Raw genomic sequence first — 18,233 nt, forward strand, 5'->3', positions numbered from 1 at the left:
CGTGGATAACGCTGGGTTCATTCGAATAAGTATGTTCTTGGGCATATTCGCGTTAATGGCTTTATTAGAAGCATGGTTACCGGCTAGACAATCTTCGCTAGGCAGATTAAGTCGGTGGAAGGGCAACCTTAGTATGGTGGTGTTAGGCGCGCTTTGTTCTAGAGTGGTGCTACCTGCCAGTTTAGTCGGTGTGTCGATGTGGGCACAAAATGAAGGTATTGGTGTGTTTAACATAGTAATCATAAACAATTGGTTAGCGATTGGATTATGTGTGCTGCTGTTAGACATGGTAATTTATTGGCAGCATAGGTTATTTCACAAAATTCCACTGCTTTGGCGTATTCACAAAATGCACCACGCCGATAGTCACGTTGATACCACCACAGGGCTTCGCTTTCATCCAATAGAAATTGTGATGAGTCTTTTCATTAAAGCGTTAGTAGTAGTCGCTTTTGGTGTTCCTGCTATTGCGATAGTTATTTTTGAAGTTGGGTTAAACGGTTTTGCCTTGTTTAATCATGCTAATATTCGCCTCCCTCAAAAGTGGGATGACAGACTGGGTCTGTTTATCATTACTCAGCGCCTTCATCGTATTCACCATAGTCAATTAAAAGATGAGTCTAATACTAACTTTGGCTTTAGCGTATCGTGGTGGGATAAAATATTTGGTAGTTTTAAAAGCCGCGCCACAAGACGGGATGAAGACATCGCTATAGGGCAAAAAGATTATCCTGCATCGAATAAAAATGCAGGCATAGTCGCGCTATTAAAAATGCCGTTTAATAATAGCCACACGCTGTAGCGTAAGTATTTAAAATGACCATGTAGCATCGCCTGCTTAAATCAATTTTACTTAGATTAATCCGGATACTTTCAAAACTAAATAAAGGGTTCCTAGCTGAAGTATCATGCCCAAGCTGATAAATGCGCCATCCCTATTGGTCATTCCTATAGCGGTTAGTGTTAGTCCTAGGGCTGGGAGTGCGACAGCGAACGGTATTACCTCTAACGGAATCATGCACAACGAGGCCAAAGCGCAGTAACCTGCTACTATATTTTTACCCGGCGTGTTGGATAAAGCGGTTATGCGGGGCTTTAGTAACTTTTCGGTTTTCTTTACGTAAGGTTTGGCGCGCTCTACCGCGTTTTCTAGTTTTTTTTGGTCAATTTCCTGCTTTGTGATTTTATTAGGTAGCCAAGGCGCATTTCTGCCAATAGCGACTTGAATGCAAATTAAAAATAGCGTGATACCGCAAATAGAGGGAACCCCTGGGATTACGCCGGTAGGAAGCAATGCAATAAGAGAGGGGATGAGTAATAGCGGCCCAAATCCTCTATCTTCGAAGCGAGCAATAATCTCGCCAGCACTTTGCTTTTCGTTATCACTCTCGTCAACGAGCTTATCCAAAAGCCCACTAATTGACGCATCCATAAATTACCTCGTGTCCTAAGGAAAGATACTGTGGTGAAAAACAGTTGTTGTTTTTTATTACGTGCGTTTTGAATTATGGTTTACACCGTATTCCAAAATTGAAAAAAGCTGAAATAGTTAATGTAATGCGATACGAGAGCGATAAAAGGCACTTTTTTATAATATGTACTACAGTAATAGTTGATAAATTTACTTCCCATAAGGATTTTATGTGAAGCCAATTGAAGGCATAGAGTTACTCCGTCAGTTGCCTACGTGTTTGCTATTTAAACCCATTGGGGCATCGAAATTTGACGTGAGTATTGCGTTGGCTCGTCAGTTCGGCCAGGCTCGTGTATCTGAAGATTTTGCAAACGGTTTACGCTTCTTCGATCCTATTACAAAAGACGAGCTTTTAGGCAGTTATCATCCTTTTGCAATTGCGGAGGAAACCATACATCTTTGCCAGTGTGTAAGGATCCAATCTCGGGAACGGGGAATTCAGTTTTTCCTTGAAAGCTCAATAATCACTTTTGATAACGTTAGCTTGGTAGTTATCAACGCAAGGGCGGTGCAGAATAGTTTATTTATCGCGCCGGAAGAGGCTTCTCCCGTAGGGAAACACATTACCTTTAATGGCTTACTCTCTACTTTCTCATCTCAACTCATCAACGCTACAAGCGATAAAACTGACAATCTCATTGAAGGGATCTTAGGTGCATTCGGTGAGTTTTGTGACTTAGATCGCTGCTATTTGTTCGAATTTTTTAACAATGAAAAATTTGCCTGTAACAGTCACGAATGGGTTGCAGCTGGGGTTACACCTTATAAAGACGACCTTCAAGCATTGCCAATGAATACCATGCCTTATTTTGAAAGTAAACTTAAACAAGATGGACTTTTTAAGGTAAACAACGTGGCTAATTTACCCCAAGAAGCAAAAGGGGAAAAAGAAGAATTTGAGCGGGAAAATATTTGCTCTATTTTGTGTGCTTCTATTGTATTGGATAATGGTATTTTTGGTTTTATCGGCTGCGATATTACGGGCAGCCCGTACACGTGGAAGAATCATGACGTTAAGTACTTACAGCGTATAGCACAAATGTTGGCTAACACGCTGCAAAATGCTCATAACGAACGGGCACTTTATAAAGCGCAGCAAGAACTCATTGAAGCGAATGCAAAATTAGCTAAGTTAGCCAATATTGATGGCCTGACCGGCATTGCGAATAGAAGGTTGTTTGACGATACATTACAACGGGATATTGAAAGAAGCGTTCTTAGTAAAACCCCACTTAGCTTACTGTTTATAGATGTAGATCATTTCAAAAATTATAATGATTGCTATGGGCACGTGGCGGGCGATGATGCACTCATTAGCGTGGCAGAAATAATTAAGAAAACCTGTATAGGGAATGATGACGCGGTGGCCCGTTATGGTGGAGAGGAGTTTGCTGTCATTATGCCTTCCACAAACTTAAGCGCTGCATTAAAAGTGGCGGAACGCATTCGTAGGAATATAGAGCAAGCGGCAATACCATTTAAATTATCAGCCTATAATAATCGTCTAACAGCAAGCTTGGGCGTTGCTACTATGGCATTTGACCATCCGGTTTGCCCTAATGAATTTATAAAGCAAGCCGATGCTGCACTTTACCTTGCTAAATCGTTAGGGCGTAACCGTGTTGATGTATGGGAAGCGCAGGAGGTTGTACTGCGTTAAAACGTCAGTACAAGCTTGCCAATATGCGCTTTCTGTTCGAAGTCTATCTGGGCCTGTTTAATTTCGTCGATAGGATACGTTTTTGACACAAGCGCCGAGATATCCCCTTTTTCTATACGCTTAACTAGGTTGGCAAATACACCTTCTGATAGCACAGTGCATCCCAGTAGTTGTAAATCTTTTAAGTATAGCGTTCGAACATCGAGTGGTACGGTGTGCCCAGCAATTGCACCCGAAACAGCATAACGGCCAAATGGTTTCATCATATCTAGTAGCTCTGGCCATCGCGGACCTGCAACTAAGTCTATGACTACATCGAATGGCTTATCTTTAGCGTACGCTAACCAGTTGCAATCTCGAGTTAGTGTGTCATCTGCGCCAAGCGTTCTTAACGCTTCTTGCTTAGACTCGCTGGTGATGGCAACGACCGTTGCACCTCGTGCTTTAGCCAATTGTACCGCAGCAGAGCCTACGCCGCCTGATGCGCCGGTGATGAGTACACGATCTCCTTCCACAACATTAGCGCGGTGAAGCATATTTTCAGCAGTAGAATAGGAGCAGGGAAAAGACGCAAGTTCGGTATCGGACATGCTAGTGTTCACTGCAAGAGCGTGTTTTTCGGCTACTTTTGTGTATTCGGCAAAACCTCCATCACATTCAGAGCCAAAATACCAAGGCGCACTTAATTCAACGCCATCGACTTCAGTTAAGCAGGGCTCAATAATAACTCGCTCACCTATGCGAGCGGTGTCTACATCACTGCCCACTGCAACAATATATCCGCATACGTCTGCACCTTGAATTCGAGGCAGTGCGAAAGGCGCGCCGTTCCAAGATTCAACATCATCATCAACGTCGCCCTTTGTATACCAGCCGTTTCGGGTATTAATATCGGTGTTATTTACCCCAGCCGCGGCTACCTTAATAACAACATCAGTTGCGCCAGGAACCGGTACAGGAATATCGCTACGAATACTTAACGCATCAAGGTCGCCATGGTGGGTAAGTACTAGCCCTTTCATTTGAGTGGGAAGTTGTGACATAAAAAATCTCCTTTACGTTAAATCGTGTTCGAGAAGTAGTTTGTTGAGCATTTCTTGGGTTGTAGCTAAAGCTTCTTCGCCCATGGTGGGCCAAGCTGCCGACATACCCTCATGTAATATGAAAAGTGAATGAGCCATTGAGCTGTTATTGGTTAGTGCTAAAAGCCACTGGCGAACATCGGCCTTGTGAGTATTTACAGCAGTTGTTACTCGATCATAATCTGGATAGCTAGAGAGGGCTTGCAACGACATGCATCCGTTCGGCGCGTATTGTTTAAGCCATAAGGCTAGGCGAGCAAACACATGTTTGACCGCATTCGTGAGATTGTCTGGGCAGTCTGTGGCTAGGAAGGATAAATAACGCTGATGCCTATGGGTGAGAGCGCCAATAATCATATCCTCTTTAGATGGAAAATATTTGTATAGGGTTTTTAGCGTCGTGCCGGTTTGCGTTTTTAACATGGCGACATTGGGCTGGGTAAAACCATTAGTACTAAACGCAGTTTCTAATCGGGCTGCAATGTCATTCTTTCGTTCGTCGGGTGTCATCATCGCTTCCAATAGCAAGTTTTTTCAGATATAGACTTTTTCGGTACAGGTTTCTCTCGGTATAGCTATTTTTGTCGGTATAGCCATTTTTATCGGTATAGCCATTTTTGTGGGTATAGCCATTAAGGGTAGAATGACTGCTCTACCTTTGTATTGTCATGGTAGAGTAATCATTCTACTTTTGCAAACATGGGTTAGTGTGAGAACTAGCGAATAGGATGCTTTCTGTTCGGTTAGTATCTATGTGAATAGAGCAGAATTGTCTGGTCACAGTACGCTATTAGATGATTTTAAAGGAGTTTGAATGAGCTTCGTGAATAAAAAATGTCAACTTGTGACTGTTTATGGTAACTTTGCTTAAAGTGACTATTTTTAATCACTTTTGTAAAAGGGTTTATTTACGGTAACATTCTTAGTAACCCAGCGAAGGAGATTATAATATTGCATCTGTATAAAAATACAGGCAGTCTATTTATTCATTAGGGTGAATCCCAACTTAAGAGCTACTCTCATTAAAAGAGGAAGCGATGGAAAACACAAAAAAATATGCAGCGGTTATCACCGGTGATATTGCGAATTCGCAGCATTTGAGCGACGCCGATTTAACTCATGTGCTAAAAGTCCTAACCCGTGAACTTAAAGCGCAAACGTCCTGTCATGGTGGGCAATACGACCTATTTCGTGGTGATGCCTTTCAGGCTGTCATTTGTACACCTAAACTGGCGATGCAAGCTGCCATATGCGTGAGGTTAGCGTTAAAGGCGTGTACCCCATCTACGGATGTACGTATTAGCGTAGCGCTTGGCGAAGTGAGCGTTACCGAAGGCCAAGTGAAAACGGGAACCGGAAGTGCATTTGTGCGTTCGGGCAGGGCGCTAGATAATCTCAAGTCTCAGTATTTAGTGTTTATCAGTGATGATGAAGACTTCAACAAACACGCATCCTTAATGACTGCATTTGTCGATAGTCATATTACTTCGCTAACTCAGACTCAGTCAGAAACCCTACTAGCTTATATTAGTGCAAAAGATAAAGGACATGAGCAAATAGCAAGCGCACTAGGGAAAACTCGCAGCAATATTACGCGTATTTTAAATGCCAGTCAGTACCACTTAGTGGGTGATTATTTACGTTATATGGCAACGGAAGTTAAAACGGAGCGGTAAGCATGGAGCAACTTAGCATAGTGATAGGGCTGTTAGTTGCCCATTTGCTTGGAGATTTTTATTTTCAGCCAAGCAGGTGGGTAGAGAGCCGAAATAGCAAACACCTGAAATCGCCAGCATTGTATCTCCACTCTTTATTACATGGTGTGTTGGCATTAACGGCATTGGTAACTCTATCCGTACTAACCGCAGTTGCATCAAAAGAAGCTGGCTTAGATAGCATTGACGTTGGGCCGCTACTTTTGGTTGCAGGTGGGGTGTTGATAAGCCATTTTATTATCGATGCAGTAAAGTCTTACGCGGGGCCTAGTACCTTGGCTTTCGCAATTGATCAGGCCGCGCATATTGGGGCTATTGTAATTTTGTGGGCACTGCTGACCAACCAGCTTGGGCAGCTATTTAAGCAAGTTCTAATGATTAACCATCATCATTTGGCAGTGCTATTGGCTTATATGGTTATTTTGAAGCCCACCTCCATATTTATTAAGCAGCTTCTTTCGCCTTGGACTAAAGAGCTTGATGAAGATGCTAAACCACACAACTCGTCCACGTTAGTTCAGCTTCCTATCCAAAATACTCTGGCCATGGCTGGGCAACGAATTGGTTATTTAGAGCGCCTTCTTATTCTTACCTTTGTGTTAATAAATCAATTTGCCGCTATAGGTTTCTTACTTGCTGCTAAATCTATCTTTAGATTTGGCGATCTAACCAAAAGCGAAGACAAAAAACTAACGGAATATGTATTGTTGGGCACATTAACTAGCGTAGTAATTACTATTGCAGTGGGGCTTACTACACGTATGTATATGGGCAAGCTTTAATCTCCGCAAGCCTAAAGAATAAATTTCCTCTCAGCGTGTTAAGCAAGCGTTCGGATTTACTTTTTTGTTTAATCAACCTCTAGTAATCAACAGATTTTTAGTATTGCTTACTAGAGGCATTCATTAAATAACAGAAAGCTAATTTATAAATATCAATAGGTTATTGTAAATATATAATGCTAGCGCACTTGGTAATCGCTATCAGTACGAATATAAATAGTTTCTTCGCCTTTACCTTCATTAACAATTTGATGTTCAAATGCGCCTGTCGACTCTACATAGCTTCCTGCGCTTAAGGTGATAGGTGAACTAACATCTTCAGATTGATATTTAACTTCGCCTGCTATTACCACAGCACGGAACTCACTAGCATCAGTACTTATAGAGCCGTTAAAACCGACGGGTAGCTTCACCATTGAGCCGTTCATATCGGCGGCGCTGCCCCACACGTAGGTAGATGACACACCTGGTGCACTTACATCGTGCAATTCGCTATCGTTAAGCCACACAATATTGTCTTTATGCAGGTTTAGCGGGCGTTCACCATTATCAAAATGCTCACTAGATGGTTGTACTAAATAAGGCCCAGAATCAATTTCTAAATAGATTAAATTGGCGCTACCGTTTGCTGCTGTGGTGTGATCTTCGCCAGCAGGTTGGGTCCAAAAAGAACCAGCAGGCATCCACATTTTACCTGCAGTAGGATCGTCGTTGTGCATAGCACCTTCAATCACGATGCCGCGATACGTAATATTATGAATATGCGGTGGAGATTCAAAACCTTTATTAAAGCGTACCAGCATACCGGTTGCGGTATCTTTAGTGCGGTCTCCCCAAAGGTCTGCTGCGCCTGGGCTCTTATCACCACGAAGAGGGTTAAGGTAACCCCATTCAATATCATCTGCTGCTACGACCCTAGATGCTGTTTCTGCGGCAAAAACTGTTGTACTTGTAAATGATATTGAAAGTGCCACTGCGCTTGATAATGCAAGTGCGAGTGTTGTTGCTTTAATTGTGAATTTCATTTTTAAACCCTTTAACTTGATTGCTTGGGTGTATTTTATGTGCAGAAAGACGGTGGATAAATGGGCAAATCGCCAATACACTTTCGCTAAAACGTGGATAATAGTTGCCGTGTTTGAAGATATTGATTCGATTTTAGCTATAATAAAATGAACCTGGCTAAAGTTTATGCCATTGTAGTTACACAACCATAGCGTTAATAAAACTAAATTCTACTAAATAAGAAAGAAGATGTTATGAAGATAGAAGACTTGCAAGTATTGCTCAAGGTGGCAGAACTGCATTCAATAACTGCTGCAGCGAACCAGCTAGACATAAGTTCCTCTGCCGCAAGCGTAGCTTTAAAACGGTTAGAGCAAGACGTTGGCACTCAACTGTTTGTGCGAACTACCCGCAAAATACGGCTATCTCCTGAAGGTGAGCGTTTTCTACCCTTATGTCAGCAAGCATTAGACTTGCTGCAACAAGGTGTTATGCGCATCAGTGAAGAGCAGCAAGACATTAACGGCGAAGTGAAAATGGCCATGTCTTCGGAGATGGGACGTAACCTAATGCGGGTTTTGCTAAACGATATTATGGCGGAACATGAAGACGTATCAGTTAGGTTACAGGTAAGTGACAGTCGTGTGGATTTCTACCGCGACGGGGTAGACGTTGCGCTAAGAGCCATGACCAAAAGCGCGGTTCAAGAGCTCAATATGTATGGGTTCAAAATTTGTAATATTCCACACTTTATTTGTGCTTCGCCACGCTATATTGAAAAGTATGGAGAACCTACTAGCCCCGAAGAATTAGCAAATCACAATGCATTGCTTTACAAATTGTACGAGCTAACCCACGACGGTTGGGATCTCTACAAAGGTGGCGAGAAAGGTAAAGAGAAATTCAAAGTTAAAGTAAAAAGTAACCGCGCAGTGAACGATGGCGACATTGTGCGCCGGTGGTGTGTTGATGGGGTGGGTATCGCAAAGAAGTCAGTTATTGATATTGCAGAGGATTTACTGGCGGGGCGCCTTCAGCGGGTTATGCCTGCTTATCACGTACCGCTTACTGAAATGTGGCTAGTGCTACCTAGCCGTCAACTTATCACGCCTGCAATTCGTTTAATCCGTGATGAACTCAAGATGAAAATAAATACGCTTAGAAAGGCGTTGATTTCCAAAGGTATACTTGATGAATCTGAATGGCCAAATGCCGACTAGCCTCGCTTGTATTCGCCAAACACTGATTAGTTACAAGTAGAGGGAGTAGTAAAATAAGGATTTTGTGTAAATTTAGTTGAACTTAATAGTGTGTTTAAATACCATGTGCGCCTGATAATAAAAGTGATTATCATTTGCAATTAATAAAGCGGACACACAATGCACATAGACTTCACACACACAACCAAAGTTAGCGCAGCTACTGCGATTTTCTCCCTTTTTTATACCACTGCAATCTCGGCCCAAGCTGTTCAATCTCAGGATTTTACGTCCTTAGAGCAAAGTGGTGAAGAAGCACAACAAGAACAAGCTGTAACGGACGAAAACCTAGATATCATTACCGTTTACGGTCGTCACAACAGATTGATATTAGAATCTGGTACGGCTACTAAGTCGAACATGAGTTTGATGGAAACGCCTGCCGCTGTAGTATTGGTTGATGGAACATTATTAAAAGAACAAGGCGTCGACACGCTACAAGAAAGTATTCGTAACATTAGTGGTTTAACCCAAGATGGCAATAACTACGGGGTAGGCGATAACCTTGCTATTCGTGGCTTAGGTGTAAATTACACCTACGATGGTATTTATGCTGGTGCAGATTTAGGTAATAGCTACAACCCAACACGTTCAATGACTAATGTAGAAAGCATTGAAGTGTTAAAAGGCCCTGCAACGGGTCTTTACGGTATGGGTGAAGCAGGCGGGATTATCAACCTTATTGAGAAAAAGCCACAGTTTGAAGAGCGATACGAGATAGAAGCATCGTTAGGTAGTTGGGACAGTTACTCACTAATGTTTGATGCAACAAACGCCATTAATGACTCATTGGCTTATCGCGTAGTGGCTAATCATGAACAATCAGACGGCTATCGTGGACTTAGTGATGAACGAAGCGAGCTTTATACTTCATTGCGATATGACTATTCTCCCGACAACAAATTTTTAATTTCCGCTGCATATATCGACGATGCAGTGCAGATTGACTCTATCGGTCATCCGGTACGCTTAATCGACTTAACCTTATTAGATGCTGAGGCTGGTAGTGTTACCGCGTCAGATTTAGTTAATGGCGACGTAGATAGCGGTGGATTGCAACTAACCGATGAGCAAATAGCAGAGCTTGCAGCTTCGCTAACCTCTACAGATGGTGTTCAACCCTATGATTTAGGTGATACTAGCCTTATTTCACCATTGTCAGAGCCAAACGAAGGAAAAGAGTTTCGTATCAAAATACGCCAAGATGTGAACTTAGCGGATAACTGGTCACTGACTCAGCAATTACAATACCGTACATACGAGACTGACTATATTCGCCAAACCAGTGCATACAACTATGTGTATGCAGAACGTACAGATGTAATCAACTTGGAGCCACGTGCGCCGTTAGTTATTGACGATGTGTTGTACCCGTTTGCCGCTCGTAGACAGGAATACCGAAACATTGTGGCTGACGAAAAAGTATGGCAATACTTTATTGATGTTACGAATACGTGGTCGGCTGGCAGCGTTGAAGGTGAGCATCTGTTTAGCGCGAACTACGAAGATCACGAAATGTCCTACGCGCAGTGGTCTATTTGGGATGCTGACGATACTCGAAGTGATGCAGTGCCTTACATTTTAGATATTCGTAATCCAAACTGACCAACGGGTACGTTCGATGATTACAACCCATCGCTTCGCAGCAAGTATGAAAAAGACGTATCTAGCTGGGGCGTAAGTTTTCAAGAAGTGTTGTACTTTAATGAATACCTAACAGGTCGTTTCGGCGGTGCTTATGGTGCGGTTAAACAAACCTATTTGAACCAATATAGCGATGGTAACCCAGAGTACGATGCCGACGATGATGGTTTCACTTACAACTTAGGCTTAACCTACAAAGTAACACCGAATATCTCTACCTTTATAAACCATTCAAAAGGTAGAACCGCTTACAGTGTTTTAGGTTCACTGAGCGAAGAAGATAACCGCCCTGACTCAGAGTCAATCTCGTGGGATTTAGGGTTACGCTTTACCGCGTTATCTGAACAGTTACTTGGTTCAATCGTAGTGTTCGATACCGCAAGAACGAACCTGCAATACACTAACCCATTGTATGAAGACAATATTGACGACCCTGCTTACAACATTGATGTACCAGAGTTCTACTACGATGAGCAAGAGCGTACTACCGGTGTTGAAATTGATATTAACTTCGACATTAATGAGCAATGGGCGCTTAACACTAATGCTACGTACCAAGAGCCAGTAACGGAACCGGGTAATTTTGCTAGTAGTACTGATGAAGAACAAACCAAAGGTATTGCCGAAAAAACGGCAAGTACGTGGTTGACCTACAGCCATTCATTCAGCGCATTACCTGCACCCGTTAAATTCAGTGTGGGTGTGTCTTATGAAGATGAGCGTACTATTTCAGCATCTGCGTTTGGTATTTACTATGCCTTCGTAGATTCATACACAGTATGGGATGCTGCAATTAGCTATGTGTCTGACGACTGGGATGTTCAGCTAAATATCAAAAACCTTGATAATACCGATTACTATAGTAGCGCTATGTACCTTGGTGGTCTTCCTGGTGAAGAACGAAATGCCAAGTTAACGGTTGCGTACCGCTTTTAATCCTAGGCATTTATAGTAAGACAGGTATTAAACCGCTTGAATAAAAACGTAGCTATTATACTGCGTAGCATAGTCGCCATCATTGGCGGCTATGCGTTATCCGCACTGTTATCCATTTACTTAACCTATTCTTTCGTGCATTTATTGCATATCAACAAAGGCGTAGCTGTGCTCACTGCTAGCATGATGAGTTATGTCGCTTTTTTTATTCTATTTATTTCTAGTTTCGCGGTATCGAACATTGTGAGATGGCTGATTAGCTGTACTCTGATTATCGCGTTAGCCGTGCTATTTTTGCCCTTGGTAGAGGTATTGTGAAAACAACATTCAGAAAAACAATGATTTGGCTTCATACCTACTTAGGCATTATTTCTGGCTGGTTGTTATTCGTTATTTTCGTAACGGGTACGCTAAGTTACTTTACCCCAGAAATTACGTATTGGATGATGCCAGAGCGGCAGGTTATTGTAAGTGATGGGTTTGACCGAAATATTGTGGTAGACGAGGCGAGCTATACGCAAACCAAGACGCAAACCAATACTCAGACCAAGACAAAGGGGGCGCAAGAGAGTCAGCGATTCCAGATAGAACAATCGTTAAACTACTTACAACATCATGCCAAAAACGCTAGTTCATGGCGAATTTACCTACCTACCGCCCGAGAGCAACATTGGTATGTTCAGTGGCGTGAGGGAAAAATACGTCATACGGTGAGTTTTAACAAAGACGCTACGCTTCTTGGGTCAACAACCGACACCAAAGGGGGATTGTTCTTCAGGAATTTCCACTATACCTTGCAGCTTAGAGGTTACGGCGGCCGCTATATCGCCGGAATAGCCGCTATGGCTATGCTGCTTACTCTTTTCAGTGGAATTTATACTCATAGGCGTTTCTTCAAAGACTTTTTTACCTTACGCAAAGGCAAGATATCAAAATGGACTTCCGATCTTCATGCATTAGTCGGCATTGTAACGCTACCTTTTTGCTTAATGATTTGTATAAGTGCCATTATGATTTACGCCATTATGTACACGCCTTTTTCGGCAAATATGCATTTTGAACAAGGCGAGCGGGGCGTAAATAAAGCAATCATCCCATCGCTTCCGCCACTTACTAATAGTACAAGTACGGCAGCAAACTCGGTAAAAAGCTCGGCAGCAGGCGCCTCTGAATATATGCTAAGCAAATCGATAGCGTACTCAGCCATACTGACTAGCTTAAAAGCACAATGGCAAGAGCCACACGCGATTAAGCGAATCACGGTAGAAGCGCCGGGTAACGAAAATAGCCGCTTTATTATTGAACGCACTAAAAGCCTAACGGTTTCGAACCGCGCCGACCGACTTGTTTATTCAAGTTATACTGCAACGCCTCTTGAAGGCTATGAAGATGAAAGTGCACCCGCCACTTTCAGGCGAATAATGTATGGGTTACACCAAGCGAACTTTGCTACCACTGGCTTAAGATGGTTACTCTTTGGCTTAGGTGTATTGAGCTGCGTGCTTATAGCGTCGGGGTTAATTATTTGGGTTAATCAGCGGCGTACAAACCTTAGTAAAGGACAAAAGCGTATTCCCTTATCGTTACACATTATGGAAAAGGGCAACATCGCTTCCATTATGGGAATGGCCATTGCAACGCCCGTTTTTTTGCTTGCTAACCGGCTTATCCCTGCCGACACCTTAAACCGAGCTAACATGGAAATTAGTGCGTTTTTTGTTGCTTGGCTATACTGCTTGGTACACGTCATTTTTAGGCCTGCAAAAAACGCGTGGTTTGAACAGACATTGGTTGCTGTCGTAAGCTTTATAAGTCTAGCAGTGGTTGGAATATGTATGCCTTTTGAAAGAATAAAAGGTGCCGTTGGTACCGCAGACATTACTTACTTAAGTTTCTTTCTAGGGTTTGTATTATGCGGCGCTGTTTTTTCAGCACTAGCGTATTGGCTAAGAGTTCGTTTGTCCGCCTCCTCTTTAAGTGGCGCAACGTGTAATCAAGATAACCTAGAAACAAAAAAAGAGTAGTTAGACATGTTAACGGTAACTATTTTAGTGGTACTTGGTATTGGTTTACTTGCATTAGCGAGCAACAAACATTTCAAACTAGTAGGGTGGTTGTATGAAAATAAAAAACGCCATACGCGTAAGGTTGATGGCAAAAAATTTATTCAAAATGGCCTGCGTATAAGTGGTTGGCTATTGGTGGTAGGGTCTTTAATAGTCGCGGTTAATGCTACGCCTTCGCTGGCGATATCACTTGTTTGGTGGTTTAGCCTAATAAGTGGTGCTATTTTTTTAGTGGCGTTATCAATTAACAAATAATAGCCAATACTATTACTTTTTTTAATTTACTCCGAAAAATTGTTGTCACACTTTTGCTGCAGCGCGTGACTATAAATTAAAGAGGAGTGAAACCATGAAATTTTTAAACTTAATTACGCTATTTTCTGCCGCCATATTGTTAATTAATTCAGCGACCCTACACGCAGAAGATACCTCTGCGTTAGCCACTGTACCTGTCACCGTTTACGAACAAATTGATAGCGCCAAGACGCAAGTCCCCAGCACTCAAACCCCTAGTACTCAAACCATAAGCAGGAATAATGACAGCAGTTCCAACAAGCCTATCAAATATGATGAACTAAACGTGTTATTTATACCTGGCTTAATGTCTAACGCTTCAGTTTGGTCAGAGTTATCCCACGAGCTTGGTAGTTACTATAAGGGGCAATATCGAAGCCACTTTGCCCAAGTGGCGGGTTTTGCGGACAACAAAGTTTATCCAAATAATCGGTTATCAAAAATTACCGCTGCGCTGGTATCGTATATTGAAAATAATAACTTAAATAATGTGATAGTCGTTGGACATAGCATGGGAGGTCATATTGCTTACCAGCTTGCACTTGCGCTACCAGAAAGAGTAAGTAAAGTGGTCTCAGTAGATGGCCTGCCTTTTATTACCCCTATTTTTACTCGTAGTAATAAGGTCACAGCAGCACAGGCAGAACCTTATGCAATGAGCGTTAAATCACAGTACGCTAATATGAATCAAGAGCAGTTAAGCGCGTATACACGTCAAGGTATCCACGTTCAAACGACCAGCGAATTGAACCAAGCTAAAGTGCTGTCTATGGCATCAAGTTCGCACCCAGAGACAGTGGGGCAAATAATGGCAGACTTGATGACATCCGACTTACGGTCGGCTATAACCTCCAGTAATACTCCTATACTATTTCTCGGAGCCAGTGGCGGGTTTAGTGATAATGACAGTAAAGAGATGGTTAAACAGTTATACACAGAACAATTTGCCAATGCTAAGCAAGCAAAAGTGGTGATGAACACACAATCTCGTCATTTTATTATGTACGATGATTTGCCATGGTTACTGCAACAGACAACACAGTTTATAGGAAAGGAGTAAGCGCATGGATGTGTATTCTTCAGATGTCATTGCCGCGCAAAGTGGAGATATTAAAGCTTTTGAGCGCTTAATTAATGCAAGCAAAAATACGGTAAGTGCAATTGCGCTTGGTATTGTAAAAGACATGGATGCTAGCGAAGACGTAGCGCAAAAAGTATTTATTAACTGTTGGCAAAATCTATCTACTTTGACCAACCCCAAAAGCTTTATGCCTTGGGTACGCCAAATGGCGCGTTATATGGCCATTAATTATCTACGAGACAATAAAGTTTCGAAATCGATAAAAGGTGATGAGGGCGAAAATATACTGGCAAGTTTCTGTAAAAGTGACGATGCGCTGGAAACTAAGATATCAGACGAGCAAACAAAGAAAATAATCGCAGCCCTTATAGATGAACTGCCATCGGATAGTAGAGAAGTGGTGTTGTTATATTATCGAGAGCAATGTTCTACAAAACATGTCGCGCAATTACTTGATATTTCTGATGCTGCAGTAAGAAAAAAGCTTTCGCGAGCACGAGCCATGCTTAAAACCCTAACGCTGGACAAATTCAGTCGCATTATTATTGCCACAACGCCTACGGTCACATTTACTTCAATGACGCTAACCTTATTAGCTAACCCTAAATCTGCAACTGCGGCGGTAGCCGTAGGGGCTACGGGAAGTGCTTCTAAAGGCGGTGTATTTAACAGTCTTTGGAGTAAAGTGTTGTGGGTATTTAGTGGCGCTATGTTAGGTGCGCTTGTTGCCATGGTAGCGGTAATTGCATCACATAAGTTAGCCGAACGTCACATGAAACATGAGCCTGATAAGAAAAAACTTAAGCGGGTGCGTAATTACACCTTAGTGTGGATTTTTGTTTGGGGTATGCTATTTGCGGCCTCTTATGAATTGTCTACTGGATTTATAATTCCATTGTTAACCTACTGCGGGTTTGGTGCAGGTATCGCAATTTTAACAAAGCGGGCTCATCAGATTATTTACTCGACTTCGCAGAAACTAAATACGCCATCTTCCGATATAAAGTATGAACAGCACGGACAGCTCAAAGGGGAAAACATTCAATATGAGCAATCAATGAATGTTTCTAACATGCTAGGTCTTTACGGTGGTCTTATTCTTGGTTTTATAGGGTTAATCGCAGGGCTGATTAATAGTGGGCGATTGGTAATAGGTTAATCTGCTTCACGTACTTCCAGCGCTTCAATATTGATAATAGTAGAGCGGTTTAGGGTTATCTTAAATCGCTGTACTTGCTGGTGCTTTTGCTTGTCAGTATGCATGAGCACTACATTTATTTGATAGCGTCGCTCTACAGCCTGCTTAGTAATTTTATTGTTTTCTAGCGAATACAGCCTACCTTCGCCTTTTTTGAGAAAGCGAACAAAAGGGGTGAGGTTAAAATAAATACGCTGTTGTATATCATCGTAACCTGGCAAGAAGCTTTTCGCATTTACGCGAGTGTCACTACGAAAATGTAACAGCTGAGCGGCTTGTTTGTTTTGCTGCCTACGGGTTTGATACAGTCTATCAACCTGCTTAGGTAAATCTCTATTACGAATGTATTCAAGCCAAATAGTTTGGGTGGCTATTCTGCTTTTATTTACGCTGTGGCTATAAATAATTTTCCACTTCGGTAAACCTTTTTGAATACGCCTCCAAATTACCCGCGTAATGTCTTCTTTAAAGATTTCCCGTAGCCCATAAATAACCCCCAGAATACCTACGAAGGCCACCGTCACCTCAGTGAAATTAGTACGAGCGTTTAGCACTAAAACCATCACTGCAGCCATGATCACAGCGGTTACCGTACCTTTAACCAAGCGGTTTAAATAAGTATTAAGGCTTTTCGTTTTCTTTTGAAATACCACACCGTATTCAATTAAACGCTGTAATAGCCGCATTTTGTTCGTAATGCGGTTTGGGTCATCTAACGTAATCTGCGAATTGTACTGATTATCTGCGCGGTACTGACTTTCTCGTCTACAAAAATCGAAAAGAAATTTCCGCTCACTGGAATAATCGCTACTTTTAGGGGCAGAGGATAATAGCTTTAAAAAAGACTGCTCTACCTGCCAACTCAAATAATTATCGGCATTCTCAAAATACGCCCGGAGTTTTTCGTCAGAAGGGGTGTAGCGCCTAAGTTTTTTTAACAGAGCTGAGGTTTGCTCTGCTAGCACGATAGCTTGAGGATAAAACGTTTTGCTATCTTTAATCTTCAGCGTTTGCTTAACGTCTGTGTCGAGTGCGGTACGGATTTGATACGAGTATAAGTTTAAATTTAAGCGGTAATCACTTTGCTCGCCTTTTTTCTGACTGATAAAGCGGCTTCGAACCAAAGGAACATGCAACTGATCTGAATAATAGGCGCTGTGGTTTTGAATACTGTGGTGAAAATACTGTTCTTCGGTAAGGGTCTTCGAGCTAATACCCATTTCATCAGGCAGTGAAAAAAACAGGTCGAGACGCTGATGATCACTCGGTAATAGCTGATAATCGACTCTAAAAGACAGGTTTTCATCTTGCGTGAGTTTAATTTTGTGCACTTAGGTAATTTTCGCCTTATTCATCACTGTGTTACCGCTTCTTACGAAAGTATGCACTATTTTGGTTTTGTTACGAAGAATACTACGAATTAAATTGCACTAATATCGCCACTGATAGCACGCTACTACACGTTGAAACCATTCGAACTAAACAATTCTGTCTGTCCACTTATGAAATACTCTTATGAAATAAGACTAACTTCTTCGGATTTTTCTGGTTGTTTTGTAATCTTCTTATAGGCTGGTACTTAGTGTAAGGAATTGTTCGTGTTCAATCTAATCGGTAATTCTAAAAAGCGAATGTTGTCGAAGGCCATGATAACTACCCCTTTAAATTGTATATAAATAAATCTAAATCGAAAGAATTAAGCTAATAAAACAGCGTATTGTGCGCATTTTAACCTTTGTGTTTGGGTTCAAACAAAGCGCCTTAGATTTAGCTCAAATCATTTTTAAATAAATTCAGCCTTTGTCAACGTTGAATTATTAGTGTTAATCCCTTAGTATTTATTTTTATTGAACGATCAATTAATAAAAAATACACATTTCTCAGATAGAGTTAGATTTCTTTTTTAGTCTTCAATACACAATAGAGGGGCTTCTTTAATCTATCTTTCAGTTAGCCGCTGTATAACGGTTGCAAAGCATTTGTAGGCGTTAGTGAAAACGCTGTTTGTAAACGTTTTAAGCATAAATAACGGATTCA

At 41.8% G+C, this 18,233-nt stretch carries 15 protein-coding genes and 1 pseudogene; 11 read left to right on the top strand and 5 right to left on the bottom strand.

What is annotated here, in order from left to right:
• Position 1: 1 nt before the first annotated feature.
• Positions 2-802: a sterol desaturase family protein gene (locus AMBT_RS06670; RefSeq protein WP_013783845.1), complete on the top strand. Its 801-nt coding sequence runs from the start codon at positions 2-4 to the stop codon at positions 800-802.
• Between the two features lie 51 nt (positions 803-853).
• Here AMBT_RS06670 and AMBT_RS06675 read toward each other — a convergent pair whose 3' ends face one another.
• Positions 854-1,432: an exopolysaccharide biosynthesis protein gene (locus AMBT_RS06675; protein WP_013783846.1), complete on the bottom strand. Its 579-nt coding sequence runs from the start codon at positions 1,430-1,432 to the stop codon at positions 854-856.
• A 211-nt stretch (positions 1,433-1,643) separates the two neighbouring features.
• On the opposite strand from AMBT_RS06675, the gene AMBT_RS06680 reads away from it, so the two are divergent.
• Positions 1,644-3,134: a sensor domain-containing diguanylate cyclase gene (locus AMBT_RS06680; protein WP_013783847.1), complete on the top strand. Its 1,491-nt coding sequence runs from the start codon at positions 1,644-1,646 to the stop codon at positions 3,132-3,134.
• On the opposite strand, the gene AMBT_RS06685 is transcribed toward AMBT_RS06680, so the two are convergent.
• The gene (locus AMBT_RS06685; protein WP_013783848.1) at positions 3,131-4,177 is read right to left on the bottom strand and encodes an alcohol dehydrogenase family protein; all 1,047 of its coding nucleotides are present in this window, start codon (positions 4,175-4,177) and stop codon (positions 3,131-3,133) included. The two genes, AMBT_RS06680 and AMBT_RS06685, sit on opposite strands and share 4 nt — an antisense overlap.
• Positions 4,178-4,189: 12 nt before the next feature.
• Positions 4,190-4,729 (bottom strand): TetR/AcrR family transcriptional regulator, encoded by a 540-nt coding sequence (locus tag AMBT_RS06690; protein WP_041452511.1) that lies wholly within the window; start codon positions 4,727-4,729, stop codon positions 4,190-4,192.
• Between the two features lie 524 nt (positions 4,730-5,253).
• Between AMBT_RS06690 and AMBT_RS06695 the strand changes: the two genes are divergently transcribed.
• Together AMBT_RS06695 and AMBT_RS06700 are read left to right on the top strand one after the other, a co-directional pair.
• Entirely contained in the window at positions 5,254-5,892 is a 639-nt protein-coding gene (locus tag AMBT_RS06695) for a hypothetical protein (RefSeq protein WP_013783850.1), read from the top strand.
• Between the two features lie 2 nt (positions 5,893-5,894).
• A complete protein-coding gene (locus AMBT_RS06700; protein WP_013783851.1) occupies positions 5,895-6,713 on the top strand; it encodes a DUF3307 domain-containing protein in 819 nt (272 codons plus the stop codon).
• 179 nt (positions 6,714-6,892) lie between these two features.
• Here AMBT_RS06700 and AMBT_RS06705 read toward each other — a convergent pair whose 3' ends face one another.
• Complete coding sequence (locus AMBT_RS06705; RefSeq protein ID WP_013783852.1) at positions 6,893-7,738, bottom strand: DUF4437 domain-containing protein; 846 nt, start codon at positions 7,736-7,738, stop codon at positions 6,893-6,895.
• A gap of 234 nt (positions 7,739-7,972) precedes the next feature.
• On the opposite strand from AMBT_RS06705, the gene AMBT_RS06710 reads away from it, so the two are divergent.
• The 7 genes and pseudogenes from AMBT_RS06710 to AMBT_RS06740 all read left to right on the top strand — a co-directional run bounded on the left by AMBT_RS06710 (position 7,973) and on the right by AMBT_RS06740 (position 16,157).
• Positions 7,973-8,938 (top strand): LysR family transcriptional regulator, encoded by a 966-nt coding sequence (locus AMBT_RS06710; protein ID WP_013783853.1) that lies wholly within the window; start codon positions 7,973-7,975, stop codon positions 8,936-8,938.
• Positions 8,939-9,097: 159 nt separating this feature from the next.
• A pseudogene (locus tag AMBT_RS23145) lies at positions 9,098-11,557 on the top strand (TonB-dependent receptor).
• 36 nt (positions 11,558-11,593) lie between these two features.
• Positions 11,594-11,875 (top strand): hypothetical protein, encoded by a 282-nt coding sequence (locus AMBT_RS06720; protein ID WP_013783854.1) that lies wholly within the window; start codon positions 11,594-11,596, stop codon positions 11,873-11,875.
• Entirely contained in the window at positions 11,872-13,581 is a 1,710-nt protein-coding gene (locus AMBT_RS06725; RefSeq protein ID WP_041452512.1) for a PepSY-associated TM helix domain-containing protein, read from the top strand. Before AMBT_RS06720 ends, AMBT_RS06725 begins: the two co-directional genes overlap by 4 nt.
• A gap of 6 nt (positions 13,582-13,587) precedes the next feature.
• Entirely contained in the window at positions 13,588-13,878 is a 291-nt protein-coding gene (locus tag AMBT_RS06730) for a DUF3325 family protein (protein ID WP_013783856.1), read from the top strand.
• Positions 13,879-13,972: 94 nt separating this feature from the next.
• Positions 13,973-14,977 (top strand): alpha/beta fold hydrolase, encoded by a 1,005-nt coding sequence (locus AMBT_RS06735; protein WP_013783857.1) that lies wholly within the window; start codon positions 13,973-13,975, stop codon positions 14,975-14,977.
• A gap of 4 nt (positions 14,978-14,981) precedes the next feature.
• The gene (locus tag AMBT_RS06740) at positions 14,982-16,157 is read left to right on the top strand and encodes an RNA polymerase sigma factor (protein ID WP_013783858.1); all 1,176 of its coding nucleotides are present in this window, start codon (positions 14,982-14,984) and stop codon (positions 16,155-16,157) included.
• On the opposite strand, the gene AMBT_RS06745 is transcribed toward AMBT_RS06740, so the two are convergent.
• A complete protein-coding gene (locus AMBT_RS06745) occupies positions 16,154-17,527 on the bottom strand; it encodes a hypothetical protein (RefSeq protein ID WP_013783859.1) in 1,374 nt (457 codons plus the stop codon). The two genes, AMBT_RS06740 and AMBT_RS06745, sit on opposite strands and share 4 nt — an antisense overlap.
• Between the last annotated feature and the right edge of the window lie 706 nt (positions 17,528-18,233).

The sequence above is a fragment of the Alteromonas naphthalenivorans genome (assembly GCF_000213655.1).
Classification (GTDB): Bacteria; Pseudomonadota; Gammaproteobacteria; order Enterobacterales; family Alteromonadaceae; genus Alteromonas; species Alteromonas naphthalenivorans.